The 20,565-nt window shown below is 71.0% G+C and carries 18 protein-coding genes and 1 tRNA gene; 11 read left to right on the top strand and 8 right to left on the bottom strand.

What is annotated here, in order from left to right:
• Nucleotides 1-2: 2 nt before the first annotated feature.
• The 7 genes from ACZ4VW_RS18820 (at nt 3) to ACZ4VW_RS18850 (ending at nt 7,869) form a co-directional block, all read left to right on the top strand.
• Entirely contained in the window at nt 3-692 is a 690-nt protein-coding gene (locus ACZ4VW_RS18820) for a transglycosylase family protein (protein WP_467963656.1), read from the top strand.
• Nucleotides 693-1,143: 451 nt separating this feature from the next.
• A complete protein-coding gene (eno, locus tag ACZ4VW_RS18825) occupies nt 1,144-2,424 on the top strand; it encodes a phosphopyruvate hydratase (protein WP_467963658.1) in 1,281 nt (426 codons plus the stop codon).
• A gap of 80 nt (nt 2,425-2,504) precedes the next feature.
• Nucleotides 2,505-2,969, top strand: coding sequence for an FtsB family cell division protein (locus tag ACZ4VW_RS18830; protein ID WP_467963660.1), 465 nt, complete (start codon nt 2,505-2,507; stop codon nt 2,967-2,969).
• A gap of 211 nt (nt 2,970-3,180) precedes the next feature.
• A complete protein-coding gene (locus ACZ4VW_RS18835) occupies nt 3,181-3,717 on the top strand; it encodes a DUF501 domain-containing protein (protein WP_467963662.1) in 537 nt (178 codons plus the stop codon).
• Nucleotides 3,714-4,628 (top strand): Ppx/GppA phosphatase family protein, encoded by a 915-nt coding sequence (locus tag ACZ4VW_RS18840; protein WP_467963664.1) that lies wholly within the window; start codon nt 3,714-3,716, stop codon nt 4,626-4,628. Before ACZ4VW_RS18835 ends, ACZ4VW_RS18840 begins: the two co-directional genes overlap by 4 nt.
• 368 nt (nt 4,629-4,996) lie before the next feature.
• Nucleotides 4,997-6,379 (top strand): NAD(P)/FAD-dependent oxidoreductase, encoded by a 1,383-nt coding sequence (locus tag ACZ4VW_RS18845; protein WP_467963666.1) that lies wholly within the window; start codon nt 4,997-4,999, stop codon nt 6,377-6,379.
• 191 nt (nt 6,380-6,570) lie between these two features.
• Nucleotides 6,571-7,869 carry a class I SAM-dependent methyltransferase gene (locus ACZ4VW_RS18850; RefSeq protein WP_467963668.1) on the top strand — a complete coding sequence of 433 codons (1,299 nt, stop codon included), beginning with the start codon at nt 6,571-6,573 and terminating at the stop codon, nt 7,867-7,869.
• Nucleotides 7,870-7,934: 65 nt separating this feature from the next.
• Here the strand turns inward: ACZ4VW_RS18850 and ACZ4VW_RS18855 are convergent, their stop codons facing one another.
• Both ACZ4VW_RS18855 and ACZ4VW_RS18860 read right to left on the bottom strand, forming a co-directional pair.
• Nucleotides 7,935-10,466 (bottom strand): ABC transporter permease, encoded by a 2,532-nt coding sequence (locus tag ACZ4VW_RS18855; protein ID WP_467963670.1) that lies wholly within the window; start codon nt 10,464-10,466, stop codon nt 7,935-7,937.
• A gap of 182 nt (nt 10,467-10,648) precedes the next feature.
• Nucleotides 10,649-11,419 (bottom strand): ABC transporter ATP-binding protein, encoded by a 771-nt coding sequence (locus tag ACZ4VW_RS18860; RefSeq protein WP_467963672.1) that lies wholly within the window; start codon nt 11,417-11,419, stop codon nt 10,649-10,651.
• A gap of 410 nt (nt 11,420-11,829) precedes the next feature.
• Between ACZ4VW_RS18860 and ACZ4VW_RS18865 the strand changes: the two genes are divergently transcribed.
• Both ACZ4VW_RS18865 and ACZ4VW_RS18870 read left to right on the top strand, forming a co-directional pair.
• Nucleotides 11,830-11,911 (top strand) — tRNA-Leu (locus ACZ4VW_RS18865).
• Nucleotides 11,912-12,042: 131 nt separating this feature from the next.
• Nucleotides 12,043-12,927: a Bax inhibitor-1/YccA family protein gene (locus ACZ4VW_RS18870; protein ID WP_467963674.1), complete on the top strand. Its 885-nt coding sequence runs from the start codon at nt 12,043-12,045 to the stop codon at nt 12,925-12,927.
• Between the two features lie 112 nt (nt 12,928-13,039).
• Here the strand turns inward: ACZ4VW_RS18870 and ACZ4VW_RS18875 are convergent, their stop codons facing one another.
• Together ACZ4VW_RS18875 and ACZ4VW_RS18880 are read right to left on the bottom strand one after the other, a co-directional pair.
• Nucleotides 13,040-13,603, bottom strand: a complete 564-nt coding sequence (locus ACZ4VW_RS18875; protein ID WP_467963676.1) for a TetR/AcrR family transcriptional regulator — start codon at nt 13,601-13,603, stop codon at nt 13,040-13,042.
• Nucleotides 13,604-13,921: 318 nt separating this feature from the next.
• Nucleotides 13,922-14,152: a DUF4287 domain-containing protein gene (locus tag ACZ4VW_RS18880; protein ID WP_467963678.1), complete on the bottom strand. Its 231-nt coding sequence runs from the start codon at nt 14,150-14,152 to the stop codon at nt 13,922-13,924.
• 100 nt (nt 14,153-14,252) lie between these two features.
• Here ACZ4VW_RS18880 and ACZ4VW_RS18885 point away from each other — a divergent pair, with 100 nt between their 5' ends.
• On the top strand, nt 14,253-14,582 hold the full coding sequence (locus tag ACZ4VW_RS18885; protein WP_467963680.1) for a hypothetical protein: 330 nt from the start codon (nt 14,253-14,255) through the stop codon (nt 14,580-14,582).
• Between the two features lie 45 nt (nt 14,583-14,627).
• Here the strand turns inward: ACZ4VW_RS18885 and ACZ4VW_RS18890 are convergent, their stop codons facing one another.
• From ACZ4VW_RS18890 to ACZ4VW_RS18900, 3 genes are all read right to left on the bottom strand, one after another.
• Complete coding sequence (locus ACZ4VW_RS18890; protein WP_467963682.1) at nt 14,628-15,479, bottom strand: hypothetical protein; 852 nt, start codon at nt 15,477-15,479, stop codon at nt 14,628-14,630.
• Between the two features lie 363 nt (nt 15,480-15,842).
• A complete protein-coding gene (locus tag ACZ4VW_RS18895) occupies nt 15,843-17,063 on the bottom strand; it encodes an acetyl-CoA C-acetyltransferase (RefSeq protein WP_467963684.1) in 1,221 nt (406 codons plus the stop codon).
• A 285-nt stretch (nt 17,064-17,348) separates the two neighbouring features.
• Nucleotides 17,349-18,350 carry an SGNH/GDSL hydrolase family protein gene (locus ACZ4VW_RS18900; RefSeq protein WP_467963814.1) on the bottom strand — a complete coding sequence of 334 codons (1,002 nt, stop codon included), beginning with the start codon at nt 18,348-18,350 and terminating at the stop codon, nt 17,349-17,351.
• A gap of 119 nt (nt 18,351-18,469) precedes the next feature.
• On the opposite strand from ACZ4VW_RS18900, the gene ACZ4VW_RS18905 reads away from it, so the two are divergent.
• The gene (locus tag ACZ4VW_RS18905; RefSeq protein ID WP_467963686.1) at nt 18,470-19,867 is read left to right on the top strand and encodes a cystathionine beta-synthase; all 1,398 of its coding nucleotides are present in this window, start codon (nt 18,470-18,472) and stop codon (nt 19,865-19,867) included.
• A gap of 300 nt (nt 19,868-20,167) precedes the next feature.
• Here the strand turns inward: ACZ4VW_RS18905 and ACZ4VW_RS18910 are convergent, their stop codons facing one another.
• Nucleotides 20,168-20,560 carry a hypothetical protein gene (locus tag ACZ4VW_RS18910; RefSeq protein WP_467963688.1) on the bottom strand — a complete coding sequence of 131 codons (393 nt, stop codon included), beginning with the start codon at nt 20,558-20,560 and terminating at the stop codon, nt 20,168-20,170.
• Nucleotides 20,561-20,565 lie beyond the last annotated feature (5 nt).

Consider the following 20,565-nt stretch of genomic DNA (forward strand, 5'->3'; position numbering starts at 1 on the left):
CCATGCTGTTTTCCGCCAAGGGCAAACACCGTCGTCCCTCCAAGGCCACCCGCGCCGTCGCCCTCGCCGGTGTCGCCGGTGTCGCCGTCGCCGCCCCGCTGATGACCGCCGGCTCCGCCTCGGCCGCCACCGTCTCCGAGTGGGACACCGTCGCCCAGTGCGAGTCCGGCGGCAACTGGTCCATCAACACCGGCAACGGCTACTACGGCGGCCTTCAGTTCTCCGCCTCCACCTGGGCCGCCTACGGTGGCACCGCGTACGCCTCCTCCGCCGACCAGGCCTCGAAGTCGCAGCAGATCGCCGTCGCCGAGAAGGTCCTCGCGGGCCAGGGCAAGGGTGCCTGGCCGAGCTGTGGCGTGGGCCTGTCCAGCGCCTCCCCCGAGCAGGCGCCGCAGCAGAGCGCCCCGCAGCAGCAGGAGCGTCAGGCCGAGCAGCCGACGACCCGCAGCGAGCAGCGGACCGCGCCGAAGAGCGCGCCGAAGGCCGAGTCCAAGAAGACCGTCACCACCCCGACCGGCAAGAAGGTCGAGAAGGGTGACGGCGAGTACAAGGTCGTCACCGGCGACACCCTGAGCAAGATCGCCGCCGCGCACGACGTCAAGGGCGGCTGGGAGAAGCTCTTCGAGCTCAACAAGGACGTCGTCGACGACGCCGACCTGATCTACCCGGGCCAGCAGCTTCACCTGAAGTGAGCCCGGCGGCTCGCGTGAGTCCGGCGGCTCACGCGGCCCCTCCGACCCTCCCGCGGTGACCACCCCGGTCCGGCGCGCCCTCCCCCGTGCGCGCCGGACCGGGGTTCCGCGCGTTCGGAGGGTGCGCCTCGCGGGGGAAGCCTCCCGGCGGTGCGCCTCCCGAGGGTGCCCCTCCCGGTAGTGCGCCTCGCGAGGTGCCCCTTCCGGTCGTGCGCCTCCCGGGCCGGTCCGGCGCTCCGCAGGGCCACGCGCTCCGGCGATTCCGCGCTACCGGAGGGTAGCTTCGGGGTCGTTCGTCCGGGGATGCGTGCCCTTGGGTCCTTTTTCGTCCCAGCGGGCGGGCGCACGGCCGACCGGAGCCCCCGAGCCGGTTAGGCTCTTGTCGCAAGGCCGAAGCGACCCTGCACAAGTGTTCGTCACATCTAGCGTCACATCCCAGAAGGAGATGCTCGTGCCGTCCATCGACGTCGTCGTAGCCCGGGAAATCCTGGACTCCCGAGGCAACCCCACGGTCGAGGTCGAGGTCGGCCTCGACGACGGCAGCACCGGTCGTGCTGCTGTTCCGTCCGGTGCCTCCACCGGAGCGTTCGAGGCCATTGAGCTCCGTGACGGAGACAAGAGCCGCTACATGGGCAAGGGTGTCGAGAAGGCCGTCCTCGCCGTCATCGAGCAGATCGGCCCGGAGCTCGTCGGCTACGACGCCACCGAGCAGCGCCTGATCGACCAGGCCATGTTCGACCTGGACGCCACCGACAACAAGGCCTCGCTCGGCGCCAACGCCATCCTCGGCGTCTCCCTCGCCGTCGCGCACGCCGCCTCCGAGGCCTCCGACCTCCCGCTCTTCCGCTACCTGGGCGGTCCGAACGCGCACCTGCTGCCCGTTCCGATGATGAACATCCTGAACGGCGGCTCGCACGCCGACTCCAACGTGGACATCCAGGAGTTCATGATCGCGCCGATCGGCGCGGAGTCCTTCTCCGAGGCCCTGCGCTGGGGCACCGAGGTCTACCACACCCTCAAGTCCGTCCTGAAGACCAAGGGCCTGTCCACCGGTCTCGGCGACGAGGGCGGCTTCGCCCCGAACCTCGGCTCCAACCGCGAGGCGCTCGACCTCATCCTCGAGGCCATCAAGCAGGCCGGCTACGTCCCGGGCAAGGACATCGCGCTGGCGCTCGACGTCGCCGCGTCCGAGTTCTACAAGGACGGCTCGTACGAGTTCGAGGGCAAGTCCCGCTCGGCCGCCGAGATGACGGACTACTACGCCGAGCTCGTCGACGCGTACCCGCTCGTCTCCATCGAGGACCCGCTGTTCGAGGACGACTGGGCCGGCTGGAAGGCCATCACCGACAAGCTCGGCGCCAAGGTGCAGCTGGTCGGTGACGACCTGTTCGTCACCAACCCGGAGCGCCTGGCCCGCGGCATCGAGGAGGGCACCGCCAACGCCCTCCTGGTGAAGGTCAACCAGATCGGTTCGCTGACCGAGACCCTGGACGCCGTCGAGATGGCCCAGCGCAACGGCTTCAAGTGCATGATGTCCCACCGCTCCGGCGAGACCGAGGACGTCACCATCGCCGACCTGGCCGTCGCCACCAACTGCGGCCAGATCAAGACCGGCGCCCCGGCCCGCTCCGAGCGCGTCGCCAAGTACAACCAGCTGCTGCGCATCGAGGAGATCCTCGACGACGCCGCGGTCTACGCCGGCCGTAGCGCCTTCCCGCGCTTCAAGGGCTGACAGCCCCGTCGTACATACGTCCCCGCACGCGGTCCCGTACCGTGTGCGGGGACGTTCGTACGTAAAGGGGAGGCGCGCACATGGCCCGGGACCGGTTCTCGACCGCGACCAGGATCAAGCTGCTCGGCGAGCAGACCGCCGCCCGCGTCTACCGCTCCCAGACCCGCCGTCAGGCCCGCCGCTCCCGGCTCACCGGCCGGGCGGCGTTCCTCGCCCTGGTCGTCTGCTCGCTGGTGGTGGCGCTCGCGTACCCGATGCGGCAGTACGTCTCCCAGCGCGGCGAGATCGCGGAGCAGGAGCGCCAGGCCGCCGAGGCCGCGGCCCGGGTGGAGGAGCTGCGCGACGAGAAGGCCCGTCTCCAGGACCCGGCCTACGTCCGCCGCCTCGCCCGTGAGCACCTGCACTACGTGATGCCCGGGGAGACCGGCTTCACCGTGAACGACCCCGAGGCCGAACGCGCCCGGCGCGAGGACCAGGGCGCGAGCGAGCTCCCCTGGTACTCCGACCTCTGGACCGGCATCGACAACACCGACGCGCGCCGCTAGCGCGCCGACGCGAGATGATGGGCCCGTGCCCGGTGGCCCCTGACCGCTCGGGCCTCGGGCCTTCCGGCCCGCGGGCCACGGCCCGCGAAGGCCGGCGCATCGGACCGGACTCGGCCAGCGGCCGGGGCCGGTCCCGATCGGCCACCGGCACCGGCCCGGCCACCGATCACCCACCACCGACCACCCCACCGACGAGAAGACAAGACGCCGCATGGAAACGCCCCCTCCGCAGACCGAACGCACCGAGCCCACCGACGCGGACGTCGCCGCCTTCGAGGCGCAGCTCGGCCGCCCGCCCCGGGGGCTGCGCGCCATCGCGCACCGTTGCCCGTGCGGCAACCCGGACGTCGTCGAGACCGCGCCGCGGCTCCCGGACGGCACCCCGTTCCCCACCACGTACTACCTGACCTGCCCCCGTGCCGCCTCCGCGATCGGCACGCTCGAGGCCAACGGGGTCATGAAGGAGATGCAGGCCCGGCTCGGCACCGACCCGGAGCTGGCCGCCGCCTACCGTGCCGCGCACGAGGACTACATCGCCCGCCGCGACGCCATCGAGGTCCTGGAGGGCTTCCCGAGCGCGGGCGGCATGCCCGACCGGGTCAAGTGCCTGCACGTCCTCGTCGGCCACTCGCTGGCCGCCGGCCCCGGCGTGAACCCGCTGGGCGACGAGGCGCTCGAGATGCTCCCCGAGTGGTGGGCCAAGGGCCCCTGCGTCGACCCGTGCGGGGAGAAGGAGGCCGCCGAATGACGCGGGTCGCGGGCATCGACTGCGGAACGAACTCCATCCGGCTCCTCGTCGCCGACGTCCACCCGGAGACGGGTGAGCTGATCGAGCTGGACCGGCGGATGACGATCGTCCGGCTCGGGCAGGGCGTGGACAAGACCGGCCGGCTCGCGCCCGAGGCGCTGGAGCGGACCTTCGCCGCCTGCCGCGCGTACGCGGCCGTCATCGAGGAGCTGGGCGCCGAGAAGCTGCGCTTCGTCGCCACCTCCGCCTCGCGGGACGCCGAGAACCGCGAGGAGTTCGTCGCCGGGGTCCTGGACATCCTCGGCGTCGAGCCCGAGGTGATCTCCGGTGACCAGGAGGCCGAGTTCTCCTTCACCGGCGCCACGGTCGAGCTGCACGGGGACGAGCGGTACCTGGTCGTCGACATCGGCGGCGGCTCGACCGAGTTCGTCGTCGGCAACCGGCATGTCGAGGCCGCCCGGTCCGTCGACATCGGCTGCGTACGGCTCACCGAGCGGCACGTCCGCAACGACCCGCCGGCCGCCGCCGAGATCGAGGCGATCCGCGCCGACATCCGGGCCGCGCTCGACCTGGCCGAGCGGACGGTCCCGATCACCGAGGCCGACACCCTCGTCGGGCTCGCCGGTTCCGTGACCACGGTCGCCGCGATCGCGCTGGGTCTGGAGGAGTACGACTCCGAGAAGATCCACCGCTCCCGGATCTCCTACGACCGGGTCGCCGAGGTGGTCGGGCGGCTGCTGGGCTCCACCCACGACGAGCGCGCCGCGATCCCCGTCATGCACCCGGGACGGGTCGACGTGATCATCGCCGGGGCGCTGGTCCTGCTCGAGATCATGGAGCGGACGAGGGCCCGCGAGGTGGTCGTCAGCGAGCACGACATCCTCGACGGAATCGCACTGTCCGTGGCATAACGGGCACCCGACGGCACGCCCGAAAAGGGTCCGTCGGGAAAGTTCGTGAAGTTCTTCACAAGGAAAAGGGCCCTGATGGGGGCCGCGGAGGGCCTTCAGAGCCTCCAACACCCCTGTCGGGGCTCTTTCGTAGGCTCGGAGCCGGGTTCGCTCGATGTTTCCATCGTGTGAACGCACCCTGTGGTTCAGCGTTAAGAACTGCTCTCCGGGCCAGTTCAGTAGGGGTGAACAACGTTCACCCCCCCACCCTGGTTCCTTTGCACGACCATGACGTGGGTCACGTGGGCGGCGGAGTGTAGCAGAGCATCCGCAAGAGCTTGTGAAGGGGCGCACGAGCGACCCCCCTGAGAGGGGTGGATACTCGATGCATGAGCACCACGGAGCGTCCCAGGATCCTCGTAGTAGGCGGTGGGTACGTAGGCCTGTACGCAGCTCGGCGCATCCTCAAGAAGATGCGCTTCGGCGAGGCGACCGTCACGGTCGTCGACCCGCGGTCGTACATGACGTACCAGCCCTTCCTCCCCGAAGCCGCCGCAGGCAGCATCTCCCCGCGCCACGTCGTCGTCCCGCTGCGACGCGTCGTTCGCGGAGCCGAGGTGCTCACCGGTCGCGTCACCACCATCGATCAGGACCGCAAGGTCGCCACGGTCGCGCCGCTCGTCGGCGAGGCCTACGAGCTGCCCTTCGACTACCTGGTCATCGCGATGGGCGCGGTCTCCCGTACCTTCCCGATCCCCGGCCTGGCCGAGCAGGGCATCGGCATGAAGGGCGTGGAGGAGGCCATCGGCCTTCGCAACCACGTCCTGGAGCAGCTGGACAAGGCCGACTCGACGACGGACGAGGACGTCCGCCGCAAGGCGCTGACCTTCGTCTTCGTGGGCGGCGGCTTCGCCGGCGCGGAGACCATCGGCGAGGTCGAGGACATGGCCCGCGACGCGGCGAAGTACTACACCAACGTGAAGCGCGAGGACATGCGCTTCATCCTGGTCGACGCCGCCGACAAGATCCTTCCCGAGGTCGGCCCCGAGCTGGGCCGCTGGGGCAAGGAGCACCTCGAGGGCCGTGGCGTCGAGATCTACCTCTCGACCTCGATGGACTCCTGCGTCGACGGCCACGTCGTGCTGAAGAACGGCCTCGAGGTCGACTCCAGCACCATCGTCTGGACCGCGGGCGTCAAGCCCAACCCGGCGCTGGCCCGCTTCGGCCTCCCGCTCGGCCCGCGCGGCCACGTGGACGCCCAGCCGACCCTCCAGGTCACCGGCACCGACTACATCTGGACCGCCGGCGACAACGCCCAGGTTCCGGACCTCGCCGCCCGCAAGGCCGGTGTGGAGAACGCCTGGTGCCCGCCGAACGCCCAGCACGCGCTGCGTCAGGCGAAGGTCCTCGGCGACAACGTGGTCTCCGGCATGCGGGGCTTCCCGCAGAAGGAGTACGCCCACGCCAACAAGGGCGCGGTCGCGGGTCTCGGCCTGCACAAGGGCGTCGCGATGATCGTCATGGGCAAGATGAAGATCAAGCTCAAGGGCCGTCTCGCCTGGTACATGCACCGTGGCTACCACGGCATGGCCGTGCCGACCTGGAACCGCAAGATCCGCGTCTTCGCCGACTGGACCCTCGCGATGTTCCTCAAGCGCGAGGTCGTCTCCCTCGGAGCGATGGAGACACCGCGCGAGGAGTTCTACGAGGCGGCCAAGCCCGCTCCCGCTCCGGCCCCCGCCGCGAGCCAGGAGAAGGCCAAGGCCTCCTAGTTCCCCGCAGTACACCCCCGCAAGGGCCGTCCGCCATCCGTGGTGCGGACGGCCCTTCGGCATGTGCGCCGGAGTCTTCCGCCCGAGTGTTTTGCCGAGTCGTTGCGTGCCGACGGGACGAAAAACGCCTACGGAGGGTGTTTACGTGGTGACGAGCATTTCTGGGGCACGACATCACGGAGGTGTGCACCATGGCCGACGCCGCATCGCGGCTGACCACTCTCGCGGAGGAACTCCTCGGCTCCCCGCTCCCGGTGCGTCTGCGGGCCTGGGACGGCAGTGAAGCCGGCCCGGCGGACGGCCCCGTCCTGATCGTCCGGCAGCGTCGTGCCCTGCGGCGGCTGCTGTGGAAGCCCGGCGAGCTGGGCCTCGCGCGTGCCTGGGTCGCCGGTGAGATCGACGTCGAGGGCGACCTCTACGAGGTCCTGGACCGGCTCGCCGGACTGATCTGGGAGCGCGGGGAGGAGACCAGGAGCGCCCTGGAGACCGTACGCGATCCGAGAATGCGCGCCGCGGCCCGCGCCCTCGTCACGCTCGGCGGACCGTTCCCGCCGCCCGCGCCGCCCGCCGAGGAGATGCGCCGGCGCTTCGGCTCCCGCCACAGCAAGCACCGCGACAAGCAGGCGATCAGTCACCACTACGACGTGGGCAACGACTTCTACGAGCTGGTCCTCGGGCCGTCGATGGTCTACTCGTGCGCGTACTGGACGGACGGCGGCACCCTGGAGGACGCCCAGCGCGACAAGCTGGACCTCATCGCCCGCAAGCTGAACCTCGGGGAGGGCGACCGGCTGCTCGACGTCGGCTGCGGCTGGGGCTCCATGGCCATGCACGCGGCCCGTGAGTACGGCGCCCAGGTCGTCGGCATCACGCTCTCCCGCGAGCAGGCCGTCTACGCCCGCAAACGGATCGCCGAGGAGGGGCTGACCGACCGCATCGAGATCCGCGTCCAGGACTACCGGGACGTCAAGGACGGACCGTACGACGCCATTTCGTCCATCGGCATGGCCGAACACGTCGGGGCCGTCCGCTACCGCGAGTACGCCGACACCCTCCACGCGCTCCTCAGGCCCGGCGGCCGGCTGCTCAACCACCAGATCTCCCGCCGCCCCGAACCGGACGAGACCGCCTACCAGGTCGACGCGTTCATCGACGCGTACGTCTTCCCGGACGGCGAGCTCGCCCCGATGGGCCGCACCCTCTCCACCCTGGAGGACGCCGGCTTCGAGGTCCGCGACGTGGAGGCCATCCGCGAGCACTACGCGCTGACGCTGCGCCGCTGGGTGGCCAACCTGGAGGCCGACTGGGACCGGGCCGTACGAAACAGCTCGCCCGCCCGGGCGCGGATCTGGCGGCTCTACATGGCCGCCTCCGCCGTCTCCTTCGAGCGCAACAGGATCGGCGTGAACCAGTTCCTCGCGGTGAAGACACCGGAGTCGGGCGCCTCGGGCCTGCCGCTGCGGCCCCGCGTCTGGAACGAACAGAGCTAGGCCGTACGACGCGAGGGCCGGACTCCCCTGGGGAGTCCGGCCCTCGCGTCGTGGCTGGTCCGCCGCTACTCGGCCTTGATGGCGGTCAGCATGTTCAGCCGCGCCGCGCTGCGGGCGGGCCAGAGGGAGGCCAGGACGCCGACCAGGCCGGCCAGGACCACGAAGACGCCGATGCGGTCCCAGGGCAGGACGAGGGCGTAGCCGGGCAGGCTCGCCTTGAACGTCTCGCCGATCGCCCAGCCCAGGAACGCGCCGAGACCGATGCCGACGACCGCGCCGAACAGCGAGATGACCACGGCCTCCAGACGGACCATCCGCTTGACCCGGCGACGGTCGAGACCGATCGCCCGCAGCATGCCGATCTCCTGCTGACGCTCGAACACCGACATCGCGAGGGTGTTCACGACACCGAGGACCGCGATGATCAGGGCCATCGCCAGCAGGCCGTACATGATGTTCAGCAGGATGTTGATCGGGCCGCCGAAGGCGTCACGGATGTCCTTGTGGTCCATGACGGTGATGGCCGGGTTGTCGCCCATCGCCTTCGCCAGCGCCTTCTCGTTGGCCGCCGAGGAGCCGCCGTCCATCGAGACGAAGATCTGCGGGATGTGGGCCTGCTGCTCGTGCGAGGTGAGGATCGCGGAGTCCACCAGGACCGGCGAGACGAACTCGCTGTCCTCGAAGACCGCGCCGATCGTCAGCTTGCCCTTCTGCCGGTCCATGAACTCGACCGGCAGCGTGTCGCCGACCTTCCAGCCCTGCTTGGTCGCGGTCTTCTCGGCGACCGCGATCTGCCCCTCGCCGAGGGTGTCGAGGTCGCCCTTCACGGTGGTGAGCTTGAGGACCCGCTCGATGTCGATCGGGGTGACGCCCGAGGCCGAGACGCCCTTGCCCCGCAGGTCGAACCAGCCGGCCTGCTGCGGCGAGGAGGCGACGACGCCGGGTGCCTTCTCGATCGCGGCGAGCGCGTCCGCGCTCAGCCCCTCGCCGCTGGCCATGGTGACCATGTAGTCGGCCTTGATCTGGTCCGTCGTCATCTTGTCCAGCGCCGTGCCGACCGTCGCGCCGAGCACCGAGAGACCGGTGACCAGGGTCAGGCCGATGGCGAGCGCGGAGGCGGTGGCGCCGGTACGGCGCGGGTTGCGGACCGCGTTGAGGCCGGCGAGCTTGCCGGAGACCCCGAAGACCCGCACGAAGAAGGGGCGGATCACGGCGATCACCGGACGGGACAGCAGCGGGATGAGCACGATCACGCCGATGAGGGTGAGGAAGGCGCCCCCCGCGATGACCGCCTGGCCGGTGTCACCGCCCTCGCCGGCGCCGTACACGATCAGGGCCACGCCGAGCGCGGTGAGCGCGGCGCCGATGGAGTTGCGCACCACCAGGGACTTGGTCGTCGCGGCGGCGTGGACACTGCTCATCGCGGCCACGGGCGGGATCTTCGCGGCACGGCGGCCGGGCAGCCAGGCGGCGAGCATGGTGATCAGGATGCCCACGGCGAGCGCGGAGACGACCGGGGTGGCGCCGAGGATCAGCGGGCCGTCCGGCACCTTCAGGTCGAAGGCGTTCATGCCGGCGCGCAGCCCGAGGGCGAGGGCCACGCCGAGGCCGTAGCCGATGACCGAGGCGACCAGGCCCACCAGACCGGCCTCGGCGAGGACGGAGCGGGTCACCTGCTTGCGCGAGGCACCGACCGCGCGCATCAGGGCCAGTTCCTTGGTGCGCTGGGCGACCAGCATGGTGAAGGTGTTGGAGATCAGGAAGACACCGACGAAGAGAGCGATGCCGGCGAAGCCGAGCAGCACCTTGTTGAGGGCGCCGAGGCCCTCCTCGATCTCCCGGGCCTGCTCGTCGGCGAGCGCCTGCCCGGTCTGGGCCGTGGCCGCCTTCGGGACGACCTTCAGGACCTCGTCGAGGAGCTTGTCGGCGTCGGTGCCGGGGGCGGCGACGACGGCGGCGTCCTGGAAGTAGCCGGGCTTCAGGTACTGCTTCTGCGCGACGGAGGTGTCGAACAGGACCAGGCTGCCGCCGGCGCCGACGGCACCGTCCTCGGTGGTGAAGACACCGGAGAGGGCGTACTCCTTCACCGGGCCGTTGGTGGCCACGCGGACGGTGTCGCCGACCTTGTAGCCGCCCTTGGCGGCGGTCTCCTTGTCGAGGGCGATCTGCCCGTCCCGCACCGGGCCGGCTCCCTGGACGAAGTCGTACGCCCGGTCCTTGCCGTCCTTGCCGGGGGCGAAGTTGGTGCCCTTGTTGGACCACCCGACGCCGATCAGCTTGCCGTCCTTGTCGGGCACGCCGGCGAAGCCGTCGACCCGGCCGGAGACGGAGGCGACGCCGTCGAGCTTCCCGATGCGGTCGAGCACGTCCTGGGAGAGGCCGGGCGTCTTGGCGGCCTCGTCGGGGCCCGGCTGCATGCTGACGGCGACGGCCACGTCGTCGTAGCTCTTGGCCGACTGGCTGCGGAAGGCGTGGGAGAGGGTGTCGGTGAAGACCAGGGTGCCGGAGACGAAGGCCACGCCGAGCATGACGGCGAGCACGGTCATCAGCAGCCTGGCCTTGTGCGCGAGCACATTGCGCAAGGCGGTACGGAACATGGTGTGTCCTGGTGTGTGCCCCGCCTGCGCCGGGGCGCGCGGGGAGAAGTCGGGTGGGGTGGGGCGTGGCCGTACCGGATCGGCTCGGGCCCGGCCCTTCGCTGTCGCGGGGCGTCAGGCCCCGAGGACCGGGGCGTCCCCGGGGCGGAGCCCGGGGAGGCGAGGCGGCGGCGCGGGTGCCGTCAGCTCGTGCGGCCCTTCGCGTCGAAGGCCTTCATGCGGTCCAGCACCCCGTCCGCCGTCGGCGCGATCATCTCGTCGACGATCCGGCCGTCCGCGAGGAAGATCACCCGGTCGGCGTAGGACGCGGCGACCGGGTCGTGCGTGACCATGACGACGGTCTGGCCCAGCTCACGTACCGAATTGCGCAGGAAGCCGAGCACCTCGGCGCCCGAGCGCGAGTCCAGGTTTCCGGTCGGCTCGTCACCGAAGATGATCTCGGGGCGGGAGGCCAGCGCGCGGGCGACGGCGACTCGCTGCTGCTGGCCGCCGGAGAGCTGGGCGGGGCGGTGGCTCAGGCGGCCGGACAGGCCGATCATGTCGATGACCTTCTCCACCCACTGCTTGTCGGGCTTGCGGCCCGCGATGTCCATCGGCAGCGTGATGTTCTCCAGGGCCGTCAGCGTCGGCAGCAGGTTGAACGCCTGGAAGATGAAGCCGATCTTGTCCCGGCGCAGCTGTGTGAGCTGCTTGTCCTTCAGCGTGCCCAGCTCCGTGTCGCCGAGGCGGACCGATCCGGAGCTGAAGGAGTCCAGACCCGCGACGCAGTGCATCAGGGTCGACTTGCCCGAGCCGGAAGGGCCCATGATCGCGGTGAACTCGCCCTGCCGGAAGTCGACGGTGACGTGGTCCAGGGCGACCACCTGGGTCTCGCCCTGTCCGTAGACCTTCGAGAGATCCGTGGCGCGGGCGGCCACCGCGGTGGCGCGGGACACGGTGGGGGTGGTGGTCACGAGGAGGACTCCTGTCACTGCGGATGTTCGGGAACCACTCCATCGTGTCGAGCGTTGAGGCCCGGAGCGTCCGCCCACGTGCCCGTTCCTGGGGCAGTCTCGAGTCGGACCGGGAAGCCCTCCCCTCCTCCTGAGGTATGACAGCGCCCCTGAGACGCCCCGAGCGGTGCGGGCCGGACGGGTCCTCGCCGGAGTCGCGCGGGCGACCTGACACAGATGCGGCGACTTTCCGTCATTCCGGCGTACGCACCTTTGCGCCTGCGACCCCTGTCACAGTTCGTCAGATGGGCCCCCACCTGCACTGACGCACCCTCAGACGTCAATAAAATAAGACAACATCGGACCGGCGTTCCGCTGAACGGGGGAAGCGTCCCGATAGGCTCATGTGCCAACGCGGAGCCGCGCGCCATGCCCGGGTGGTGGAATGCAGACACGGCGAGCTTAAACCTCGCTGGCCTTCGGGCCGTACCGGTTCGAGTCCGGTTCCGGGCACAGCTCAGCCCCGTCGACCGCCGGGCTTCCTTCGTGATCTCGGAAAGATCCTCCCCGAGCACTAGGGAGTTTCTTTTGCTTCCGCATTACTCTTGACGCAAGGCCGCGCAGTGCGGCCATGGAGGAGTGAGATGAGGAGCAGCAACCCGGTCTTCTCGCGACGGGGGTTCAGCCGCGACAACGGCTACGCCGGCTACAACGCGCAGCAGCCGCAGGCCGGGGGCCCCGCCGTCGGAACCAACCCGTACGCCGAAGCCGCGACGAACCCGTACGCGACCAACCCGTACGCGCAGGACACCCAGCTCGGGGCCCCGCAGCAGGCACACGGCAATGTGATGACGATCGACGACGTCGTGAGCCGTACGGCCATGACGCTCGGCACGGTCGTGGTCACCGCCGCCCTGTCGTGGTTCCTGCTGCCGGTCGACGAGGCGAACATCGGCAAGTCGTACGGCATCGCCATCGGCGCCGCCCTGGTGGCCTTCGTCCTGGCGATGGTGCAGTCCTTCAAGCGCAAGCCCTCGCCCGCGGTGATCCTGGCGTACGCGGCGTTCGAGGGTGTGTTCCTCGGCGTCATCTCGGCCGCCGTCTCGACCTACATCTCGCCCGGTGTGGTCGCGCAGGCGGTCCTCGGCACGATGGCGGTCTTCGCCGGCGTGCTGATCGCGTACAAGATGCGCTGGATCCGTGTGACCCGCCGTTTCTACGGCTTCGTGATGGCGGCCGCCATCGGCTTCGTCCTGCTGATGCTGGTCAACGCGGTGTTCTCCATGTTCGACGGCGCCGGTGACGGCCTGGGCTTCCGCAGCGGCGGCCTCGGCATCCTGTTCGGTGTCATCGGCATCATCCTCGGCGCCTGCTTCCTCGCCCTCGACTTCAAGCAGGTCGAGGACGGTCTGACGTACGGCGCCCCGCGCGAGGAGTCCTGGCTGGCGGCCTTCGGCCTCACCATGACCCTGGTGTGGATCTACCTCGAGATGCTGCGCGTCCTGTCGATCCTGCAGGGCGACGACTGACGCACCCTCGCGTGACGAAGGGCCCGTCCGGCTCCCGCCGGGCGGGCCCTTCCGCGTTCCTCTCCGGACACCCACCCATCACCCGCGTCAACAACCCTGCGGGTCAATACACCTAGGGCCTGAGCGCGGCGTCCAGGAGCACCCGGGCCGCGGCCTTCGCGCGGGTGGCCGGTTCGGGGGAGCCGTCGATGCCCGCCACGGCCATGGCGCCGTTGGCGAGCAGCGCCAGCTGGTCGGCCAGCTCCGGCGGCGCGCCGAGGGCGTTCGTCTGCTCCGCGAAGTACTCCCGTACCGCCTGCTTGTGCCCGCGGGCGATGTCGGCGACGTCCGGTGAGATGCCGCCCATCTCGCCGAAGGTGTTGATGAAGGCGCAGCCGCGGAAGCCGGGGGCGGCGAACCAGTCGCCGAGGTAGTCGAAAACCGCCAGGGCGCGCTCGTACGGCGTTGCGGCGTGACGTGCGCCGTGGGCGGCGACGGCCTCCCGTACGGCCGCGTCGCGTCGGTTCAGGACGGCCCACACCAGATGGTCCTTGGACGGGAAGAGCTGGTAGAGGCGCTTGAGGGAGACGCCGGACGCGGTGCGGATGGCGTCCATGCCGACCGCCTGCACCCCACGCTCGTCGAAGAGGGCCTCCGCGGCCTCCAGGAGCCGCAGCTCGGCGGTGTCCGTGTCCATCGTCCGCTCACCCCTTGCGTGGAGAACCACCGTTCTCCCACTCTACCGAGGTCACCCTCGAGCTGCTCGACCGACTCGGACCCGACCGCTTGGCGCTCTGCCTCCGGGACCAGGAGCGCCCATCGGTCTGCGCATCGCCGCGCGGGACCCCGAACGGGTCACCGCGATCGTCACCCGGAGCGGCACCGTCTGCACGGAGGGCTTCACGCCCTTCCGGGCACGAGGGGCCGGCACGTGAGGTGAGCCGTGCCGGGTGGGCGGGCGCGTGCGGAGAGCCGACGGGGGCCCGTCCGGCCGGACGGGCCCCCGCGCGGAGTGTCAGAGCAGCCGGCGGGCCGCTCGCCGAAGGTCGTACTCGTGGATGATCGCCTTCGCGTGGCCGTACGCGAGGTCGTGCTCGCCCCGGAGCCAGCTCATCTTCTCCTCGAAGCGGACGAGGGAGGGGCCTTCCTCGACGGTGCGAAGCCAGTCGGAGACTTCACGACCGGTGCAATGGGGGATGCGGGCGAGCAGGTTGCGATGGGTCTCTTCGGAGAATGCGTGGGACATCGGCGCCTCCGGACGCGTGTTGCCGTGTGCTCCTTCCCGTCACCGTGCCTGAGTGCCGGGCCGTTGGCAACAGTCCCTGGAGGGCGCGTAGGGTCGCGGAGTGCTTGATACGAGTGAACTGACCGCCGCCGTCGAACGGTTCGCCGACCGTCTGCGGACCGCCCCGCAGAGCCGCCTCCAGCGCGGCGCGGCCGCCGAAGGGCTGGGCCTGGCAAGGGAGTTGGCGCTGCGGGCGCAGCGAATCGAGGAGCCAGGAGGCGCCGCGCGGATCATGCCGGACGCCGGAGTCTTCACGGTCGCCGACCAACTCGTGGTGGCCGGCAACGATCTGGCGGAGATTCTGCGAACGGCCCCGGCCGGACCCCCGGAGGGGGAGCTGGGCGAGGCCGTGAGGCTGGTGCGCGAGGCGGCGGAGCGGGCGGGGCTGTAGCCCGCGGCCCGGGCGGGGCCGTGGCCCGCCGGGCCCTCCGCGGGATCAGAGCGAGGCGATGACGCGGTCGGCGAGGATGTAGACGTTCTCGTCGTCCGCCTCACCGAAGGAGAACGTCAGGGCGTACGCGCCCGAGACGCCCGAACCGCCGAGCAGGACCGGCGTACGGCCGGCGTGCAGGGCGTCCGCGAGGCGCTCGGCGGTCTCCCGGTGGCCGGGGGTCATGCAGAGCGTGGTGCCGTCGGCGAAGACGTAGACGTCCAGCGTGCCCAGCGGCCCCGGGCGCACGTCCGTCAGCGCGGTGCGCGTGTCGGCGAGCTCCTCCAGGCGGGCCACCGTGCGCTCGTGGTCGGTGACGACGGGCGTCTGGACCGGCACGAAGTCCGGGTGCGAGGGGTGGCGGCGGCGGGCCGCGGCGAGCTCGGGCGAGTCCTCGGCGTACTCGGTCAGCTCGGGGAACTCGTCCAGGACGCTCTCGGCGCCGGGGCCGTCCAGCGCGGCGGCCTCGGCCTCCATCGCCTCCAGGGCCATGGCCTCCAGGCCCGCGAAGTCGGCCTGGCGCGGGACGTAGAAGGGGCCGTCCTCGGTGGTGCCGCCGAGGCCGCCGAGCAGGGACGGGGCGTCGGCCGCGTCACGGGCCTCCTGCGCCGCCCAGAACGCCCGCGCCTCGGCGAGCTCGCGCTCCCGCTCCTCGGCCAGCGCGTCGGCGACCGCGGCGCGTATCTCGGCCGCGGGCGACTGGCGGGCGTGGGGCACGGACACGCCCTCGGCCGTGGCGAGTTCGCTACGCAGAGCGGCGACCTGCTTACGGAGACCGTGGGCAGCGTGCAGGGCGGCGGCGCCCACGGCCGTGGCGGCGGCCGTGGTCACCAGCAGGGCAAGAGACATGGCGCTCACTGACGTACTCCCGATTCCGAGTCGATCCCCCGACTTCCTACATCAGCTTGTCGTGGGAGTGCGCCCCCTGTCAGTGCATTACGTCACGAAATGGACAGGTATTTGGGCCGGGTGTTTAGTCCCGAAACTACTCTGACCTGGGAAAAGAGTCTCCCCCGGGACGTAGGTCACATCCTGGGGGAGATTCGGTCACGGCTGGGACGCGGGGCGGTTGGGACCCGCGTCAGCAGGCCATGGGAGCGCTGCCGCTCCCTTCAGGCGCCGCTTATGACAGTGGCTCGGTTCTTTCGCTCACGCTTCGCTTCGTCACCGCTACGGGCAGGTGCCGCCCTTCCTCGGGCGGCGCCTGCCCTCCGCTTCGGCTCAGCTCAGACGCTCGATGACCATCGCCATGCCCTGGCCACCGCCGACGCACATCGTCTCGAGGCCGAACTGCTTGTCGTGGAACTGCAGGCTGTTGATCAGCGTGCCGGTGATGCGGGCGCCGGTCATGCCGAAGGGGTGGCCGACGGCGATGGCGCCGCCGTTCACGTTCACCTTGTCCAGATCCAGACCCAGGTCCTGGTAGGACGGGATGACCTGAGCCGCGAACGCCTCGTTGATCTCGGCCAGGTCGATGTCGCCGATGGTCAGGCCGGCGCGCTTGAGGGCCTGCTTGGACGCCTCGACCGGGCCGAGGCCCATGATCTCGGGGGAGAGACCCGAGACGCCGGTGGAGACGATGCGGGCGAGCGGGGTCAGGCCGAGCTCGCGGGCCTTCGTGTCCGACATGATCACGAGCGCGGCGGCGCCGTCGTTGAGCGGGCAGCAGTTGGCGGCGGTGACACGGCCGTCGGGACGGAAGACGGGCTTGAGGCCCTGCACGCCCTCCAGCGTGACGCCGGCGCGCGGGCCGTCGTCGGTGGAGACGACGGTGCCGTCCGGGGTCGTCACCGGGGTGATCTCGCGCTCCCAGAAGCCATTCTTGATGGCCTGCTCGGCGAGGTTCTGCGACCGTACGCCGAACTCGTCCATCTCCTGGCGGCTGATGCCCTTGAGGCGCGCCAGGTTCTCGGCGGTCTGGCCCATGGCGATGTACGCGTCCGGGACGAGGCCGTCCTCGCGCGGGTCGTGCCAGGTGGAGCCCTCGGAGGCGGCGACGGCGGCCGTACGGGCCTCGGCCTCGGCGAAGAGGGGGTTGCGCGTGTCGGGCAGGGAGTCGGAGTTGCCCTTCACGAAGCGGGAGACCATCTCGACACCGGCCGAGATGAAGACGTCGCCCTCGCCCGCCTTGATGGCGTGCAGCGCCATGCGGGAGGTCTGCAGCGAGGAGGAGCAGTAGCGGGTGACCGTGCAGCCGGGGAGGTGGTCCATCCCCATCTGGACGGCGACGATCCGGCCCAGGTTGTTGCCCTGCTCGCCACCGGGGAGGCCGCAGCCGAGCATCAGGTCGTCGATGTCCCGCGGGTCGAGCTCGGGGACCTTGGCGAGCGCGGCCTGCACGATGGTCGCGGTGAGGTCGTCGGGCCGCAGGTCCTTCAGGGAACCCTTGAAGGCCCGGCCGATGGGGGAGCGGGCGGTCGAGACGATGACGGCTTCGGGCATCACGGCTCCAGAGGGATGCGGGGTGACGGACTGAAAGGGAAGTTACCTGCACGTACGGCACGGGTCACCGCCCTGACAGTGTGACGCGGACCTCTTTTCTAAGCGAGCGCTCAGTCGGTCGGGTCCGTCCCCGGCCGCCCGGCGGCGGATCCGGGGCCGGCGGCCGTGCCCGGGCCTGCCCGCCCGGCGGTGCGGCCAGAGCCGGGGTTCGTGCCCGGACCTGGCCGTTCAGCGGTGCGGCCAGAGCCGGGGTTCGTGCCCGGACCTGGCCGTTCAGCGGTGCGCTCAGGGGCGGCGGGCGTCCTCCGGGGAGGGCGTCGGGGCCTCCGCGGCCGGCAGCCGCCTCCGGCGGCGGTGCTTCAGCAGCGCCCACGGGGCCCGCGCCCCGGTGACCTCCGTACCGGCCTCCTTCGCCGCCTCCGCGGCCGCCTTCGCCACCGGCAGGATGTTCTCGCGGCGGTCCGGCTCCAGGCCGTCCGGCTCCGGCCAGACACCCAGGACGGCGCAGACCGTCGGCAGCACCGCCATCGCCGCCGTCGCGTACCCCTCCGCCGACGGGTGGTAGTTGTCCACCCCGAACATCTCCCGCGGATTGGCCGCGAACTCGGGACCCAGCAGGTCCCCCAGTGACACCGTCCGCCCGCCCTGCTCCACCACCACGATCGTCTGCGCCGCCGCCAGCTGCCGCGAGACCCGCCGCGCCAGCCACCGCAGCGGCTGGTAGACCGGCTCGATCGTCCCGAGGTCCGGACAGGTCCCCACGACCACCTCCGCCCCCGCCGTCCGCAGCCGCCGCACCGCCGCCGCCAGCAGGCGCACCGACTCCGTGGCCGGCATCCGGTGCGTGACGTCGTTCGCCCCGATCATGATCACGCACACATCCGGCGGTCCCGCCGGGGACGACAGCAGCAGCGACACCTGACGCTCCAGGTCGTCCGAGCGCGCCCCGGGCAGCGCCACGTTCCGCAGGACCACCGGACGCTCCGCCACCGCGGAGAGCCCCGAGGCCAGCAGCGCCCCCGGCGTCTGGCCCACCCGGCGCACCCCCTGACCCGCCGCCGTCGAATCACCCAGAAGGGCCAGCCGAAGAGGGGGGGTGACGGGATCCGAGGTCTCGAAGGAGCGGCCGTACAACCCGTCCGCCCCCGGTGGCAACGGCGCCACCCCGCCCCCGACCGTCCTCTTCGCCAGCTGCACCTCGGCCAGGAGCACCCCCACCGCCGCCACACCGAGCAGCCCGATGCTCCCGCCTCCGTACGCAGCGCCCGCCGCGATCCGCCGTGCCACCCTCGCCCTCGACATAGGGGCAGTCACCTCCTTCAAGCCGTTAGGGAACTAACTGCCCCGTAACCCGCTCCGACTACGCATACGCTGGCTGCACCATTACGGAGACCCCGGAGATTACGGTGCAATTCCACGACTCGATGATCAGCCTCGTCGGCAACACCCCGCTGGTGAAGCTCAACAATGTGACAGCGGGCATCCAGGCCACCGTGCTGGCCAAGGTGGAGTACTTCAACCCCGGCGGTTCGGTCAAGGACCGCATCGCCCTGCGCATGATCGAGGCGGCCGAGGAGAGCGGCGCTCTCAAGCCCGGCGGCACCATCGTCGAGCCCACGTCCGGCAACACCGGCGTCGGACTCGCCATCGTGGCCCAGCAGAAGGGCTACAAGTGCATCTTCGTCTGCCCCGACAAGGTGTCCACGGACAAGATCAACGTGCTGCGGGCGTACGGCGCCGAGGTCGTCGTCTGCCCCACGGCCGTCGACCCCGAGCACCCCGACTCGTACTACAACGTCTCGGACCGGCTCGTCCGTGAGACGCCCGGTGCCTGGAAGCCCGACCAGTACTCGAACCCGAACAACCCCCGCTCGCACTACGAGACCACCGGTCCCGAGCTGTGGGAGCAGACGGACGGGAAGATCACCCACTTCGTCGCGGGCGTCGGCACCGGCGGCACCATCTCCGGCACCGGCAAGTACCTGAAGGAGGTCAGCGGCGGTGCGGTCCGGATCGTCGGGGCCGACCCCGAGGGCTCGGTCTACTCCGGCGGCTCCGGCCGGCCGTACCTCGTCGAGGGCGTCGGCGAGGACTTCTGGCCCACCGCCTACGACGCGTCCGTCACCGACCGGATCGTCGCGGTCTCGGACAAGGACTCCTTCCAGATGACCCGCCGCCTCGCCAAGGAGGAGGGCCTCCTGGTGGGCGGCTCCTGCGGCATGGCGGTCGTCGCCGCGCTCGAGGTGGCCAAGGAGCTCGGCCCCGACGACGTCGTGGTCGTCCTGCTGCCGGACTCCGGCCGCGGCTACCTCTCCAAGATCTTCAACGACGAGTGGATGGCCGACTACGGCTTCCTGGAGGACACCGAGTCCGCCACCGTCGCCGACGTCCTGCGCCACAAGGAGGGCGGCCTGCCGTCCCTCGTCCACATGCACCCCGAGGAGACGGTCGGTCAGGCCATCGAGGTGCTGCGGGAGTACGGCGTCTCCCAGATGCCGATCGTGAAGCCGGGCGCGGGGCACCCCGACGTGATGGCCGCGGAGGTCGTCGGCTCGGTCGTCGAGCGCGAGCTCCTCGACGCGCTGTTCACCAAGCGGGCCTCCCTCGAGGACCCGCTGGAGCGTCACATGAGCGCGCCGCTGCCGCAGGTGGGGTCCGGCGAGCCGGTCGCCGACCTGATGTCCGTCCTCGGAGCGGCGGACGCGGCGATCGTGCTGGTCGAGGGCAAGCCGACGGGTGTGGTGAGCCGTCAGGACCTGCTCGCCTTCCTGGCCGGCGGTGGCGTCAAGGGCGCCGCGAAGTAGCCCGGACCCCCACCGAGCGGGCGTTCGCGAAAACGGTACGAGCGCGACACGTACCGGCAGCACTCGCTTAACACGCGTCCGGCACCTTGGTGTTGTCGGCGTCACGGACTACCGGAGCGGCTCCCGGACCTCCTATCGACGCCGCCGGACGCGGAGACCGGCCCTGACCCGGGCCCGTGTCCCTCGCGGGGACCGCCGTCGTCCCGCCCCCCGTTCACGGGGGTGCGGCGGTCCCCGCGATATTTTCTCGGCTCGGCTCGGCTCGGCGCCTGTGGAGACACGGGTGGGCCCCGTCCGGCTCTAGAAGTCGTCCTTCTTCGTACGGCGGGGCAGACGGCCCCGGAAGGCGTGGACGAAGTTCACCGCCGCGATGCCGAGCCAGGCCACGATCAGGCCCTCCAGGTCCGCCTGGACCACGGCGATCGCGGAGAGCGGGATCGCCAGGACCAGCGAGATGATCCCGAAGCCGTAGCGCTCACCGAACCCCTCGACCCCCGAGCCCGCCGGCCGGCCGCCGCGGGCGGCCGCCACCTGCTGCTCGCCCAGCCTGCGCCGCACCTGACGCTCGATCGTGGCGTCCAGGCGCTGCTCCACCGTGCCGAGGAAGGACTCCACGAGGGCCGCCTCGTACTCCGTACCCAGCTCCCGCCGGGCGTGCAGGGTGGCGTCCAGTTCGCTCTTGAGCTCGTCCATGCCCG

This window comes from Streptomyces sp. NPDC029139, assembly GCF_055564335.1.

Bases quoted from the DNA above. Each gene is read 5' to 3' on its own strand.
- ACZ4VW_RS18820 (WP_467963656.1), top strand. From the start codon at position 3: ATGCTGTTTTCCGCCAAGGGCAAACACCGTCGTCCCTCCAAGGCCACC.
- ACZ4VW_RS18830 (WP_467963660.1), top strand. From the start codon at position 2,505: ATGGCCCGGGACCGGTTCTCGACCGCGACCAGGATCAAGCTGCTCGGC.
- ACZ4VW_RS18835 (WP_467963662.1), top strand. From the start codon at position 3,181: ATGGAAACGCCCCCTCCGCAGACCGAACGCACCGAGCCCACCGACGCG.
- ACZ4VW_RS18840 (WP_467963664.1), top strand. From the start codon at position 3,714: ATGACGCGGGTCGCGGGCATCGACTGCGGAACGAACTCCATCCGGCTC.
- ACZ4VW_RS18845 (WP_467963666.1), top strand. From the start codon at position 4,997: ATGAGCACCACGGAGCGTCCCAGGATCCTCGTAGTAGGCGGTGGGTAC.
- ACZ4VW_RS18850 (WP_467963668.1), top strand. From the start codon at position 6,571: ATGGCCGACGCCGCATCGCGGCTGACCACTCTCGCGGAGGAACTCCTC.
- ACZ4VW_RS18855 (WP_467963670.1), bottom strand. From the start codon at position 10,466: ATGTTCCGTACCGCCTTGCGCAATGTGCTCGCGCACAAGGCCAGGCTG.
- ACZ4VW_RS18870 (WP_467963674.1), top strand. From the start codon at position 12,043: ATGAGGAGCAGCAACCCGGTCTTCTCGCGACGGGGGTTCAGCCGCGAC.
- ACZ4VW_RS18875 (WP_467963676.1), bottom strand. From the start codon at position 13,603: ATGGACACGGACACCGCCGAGCTGCGGCTCCTGGAGGCCGCGGAGGCC.
- ACZ4VW_RS18880 (WP_467963678.1), bottom strand. From the start codon at position 14,152: ATGTCCCACGCATTCTCCGAAGAGACCCATCGCAACCTGCTCGCCCGC.
- ACZ4VW_RS18895 (WP_467963684.1), bottom strand. From the start codon at position 17,063: ATGCCCGAAGCCGTCATCGTCTCGACCGCCCGCTCCCCCATCGGCCGG.
- ACZ4VW_RS18910 (WP_467963688.1), bottom strand. From the start codon at position 20,560: ATGGACGAGCTCAAGAGCGAACTGGACGCCACCCTGCACGCCCGGCGG.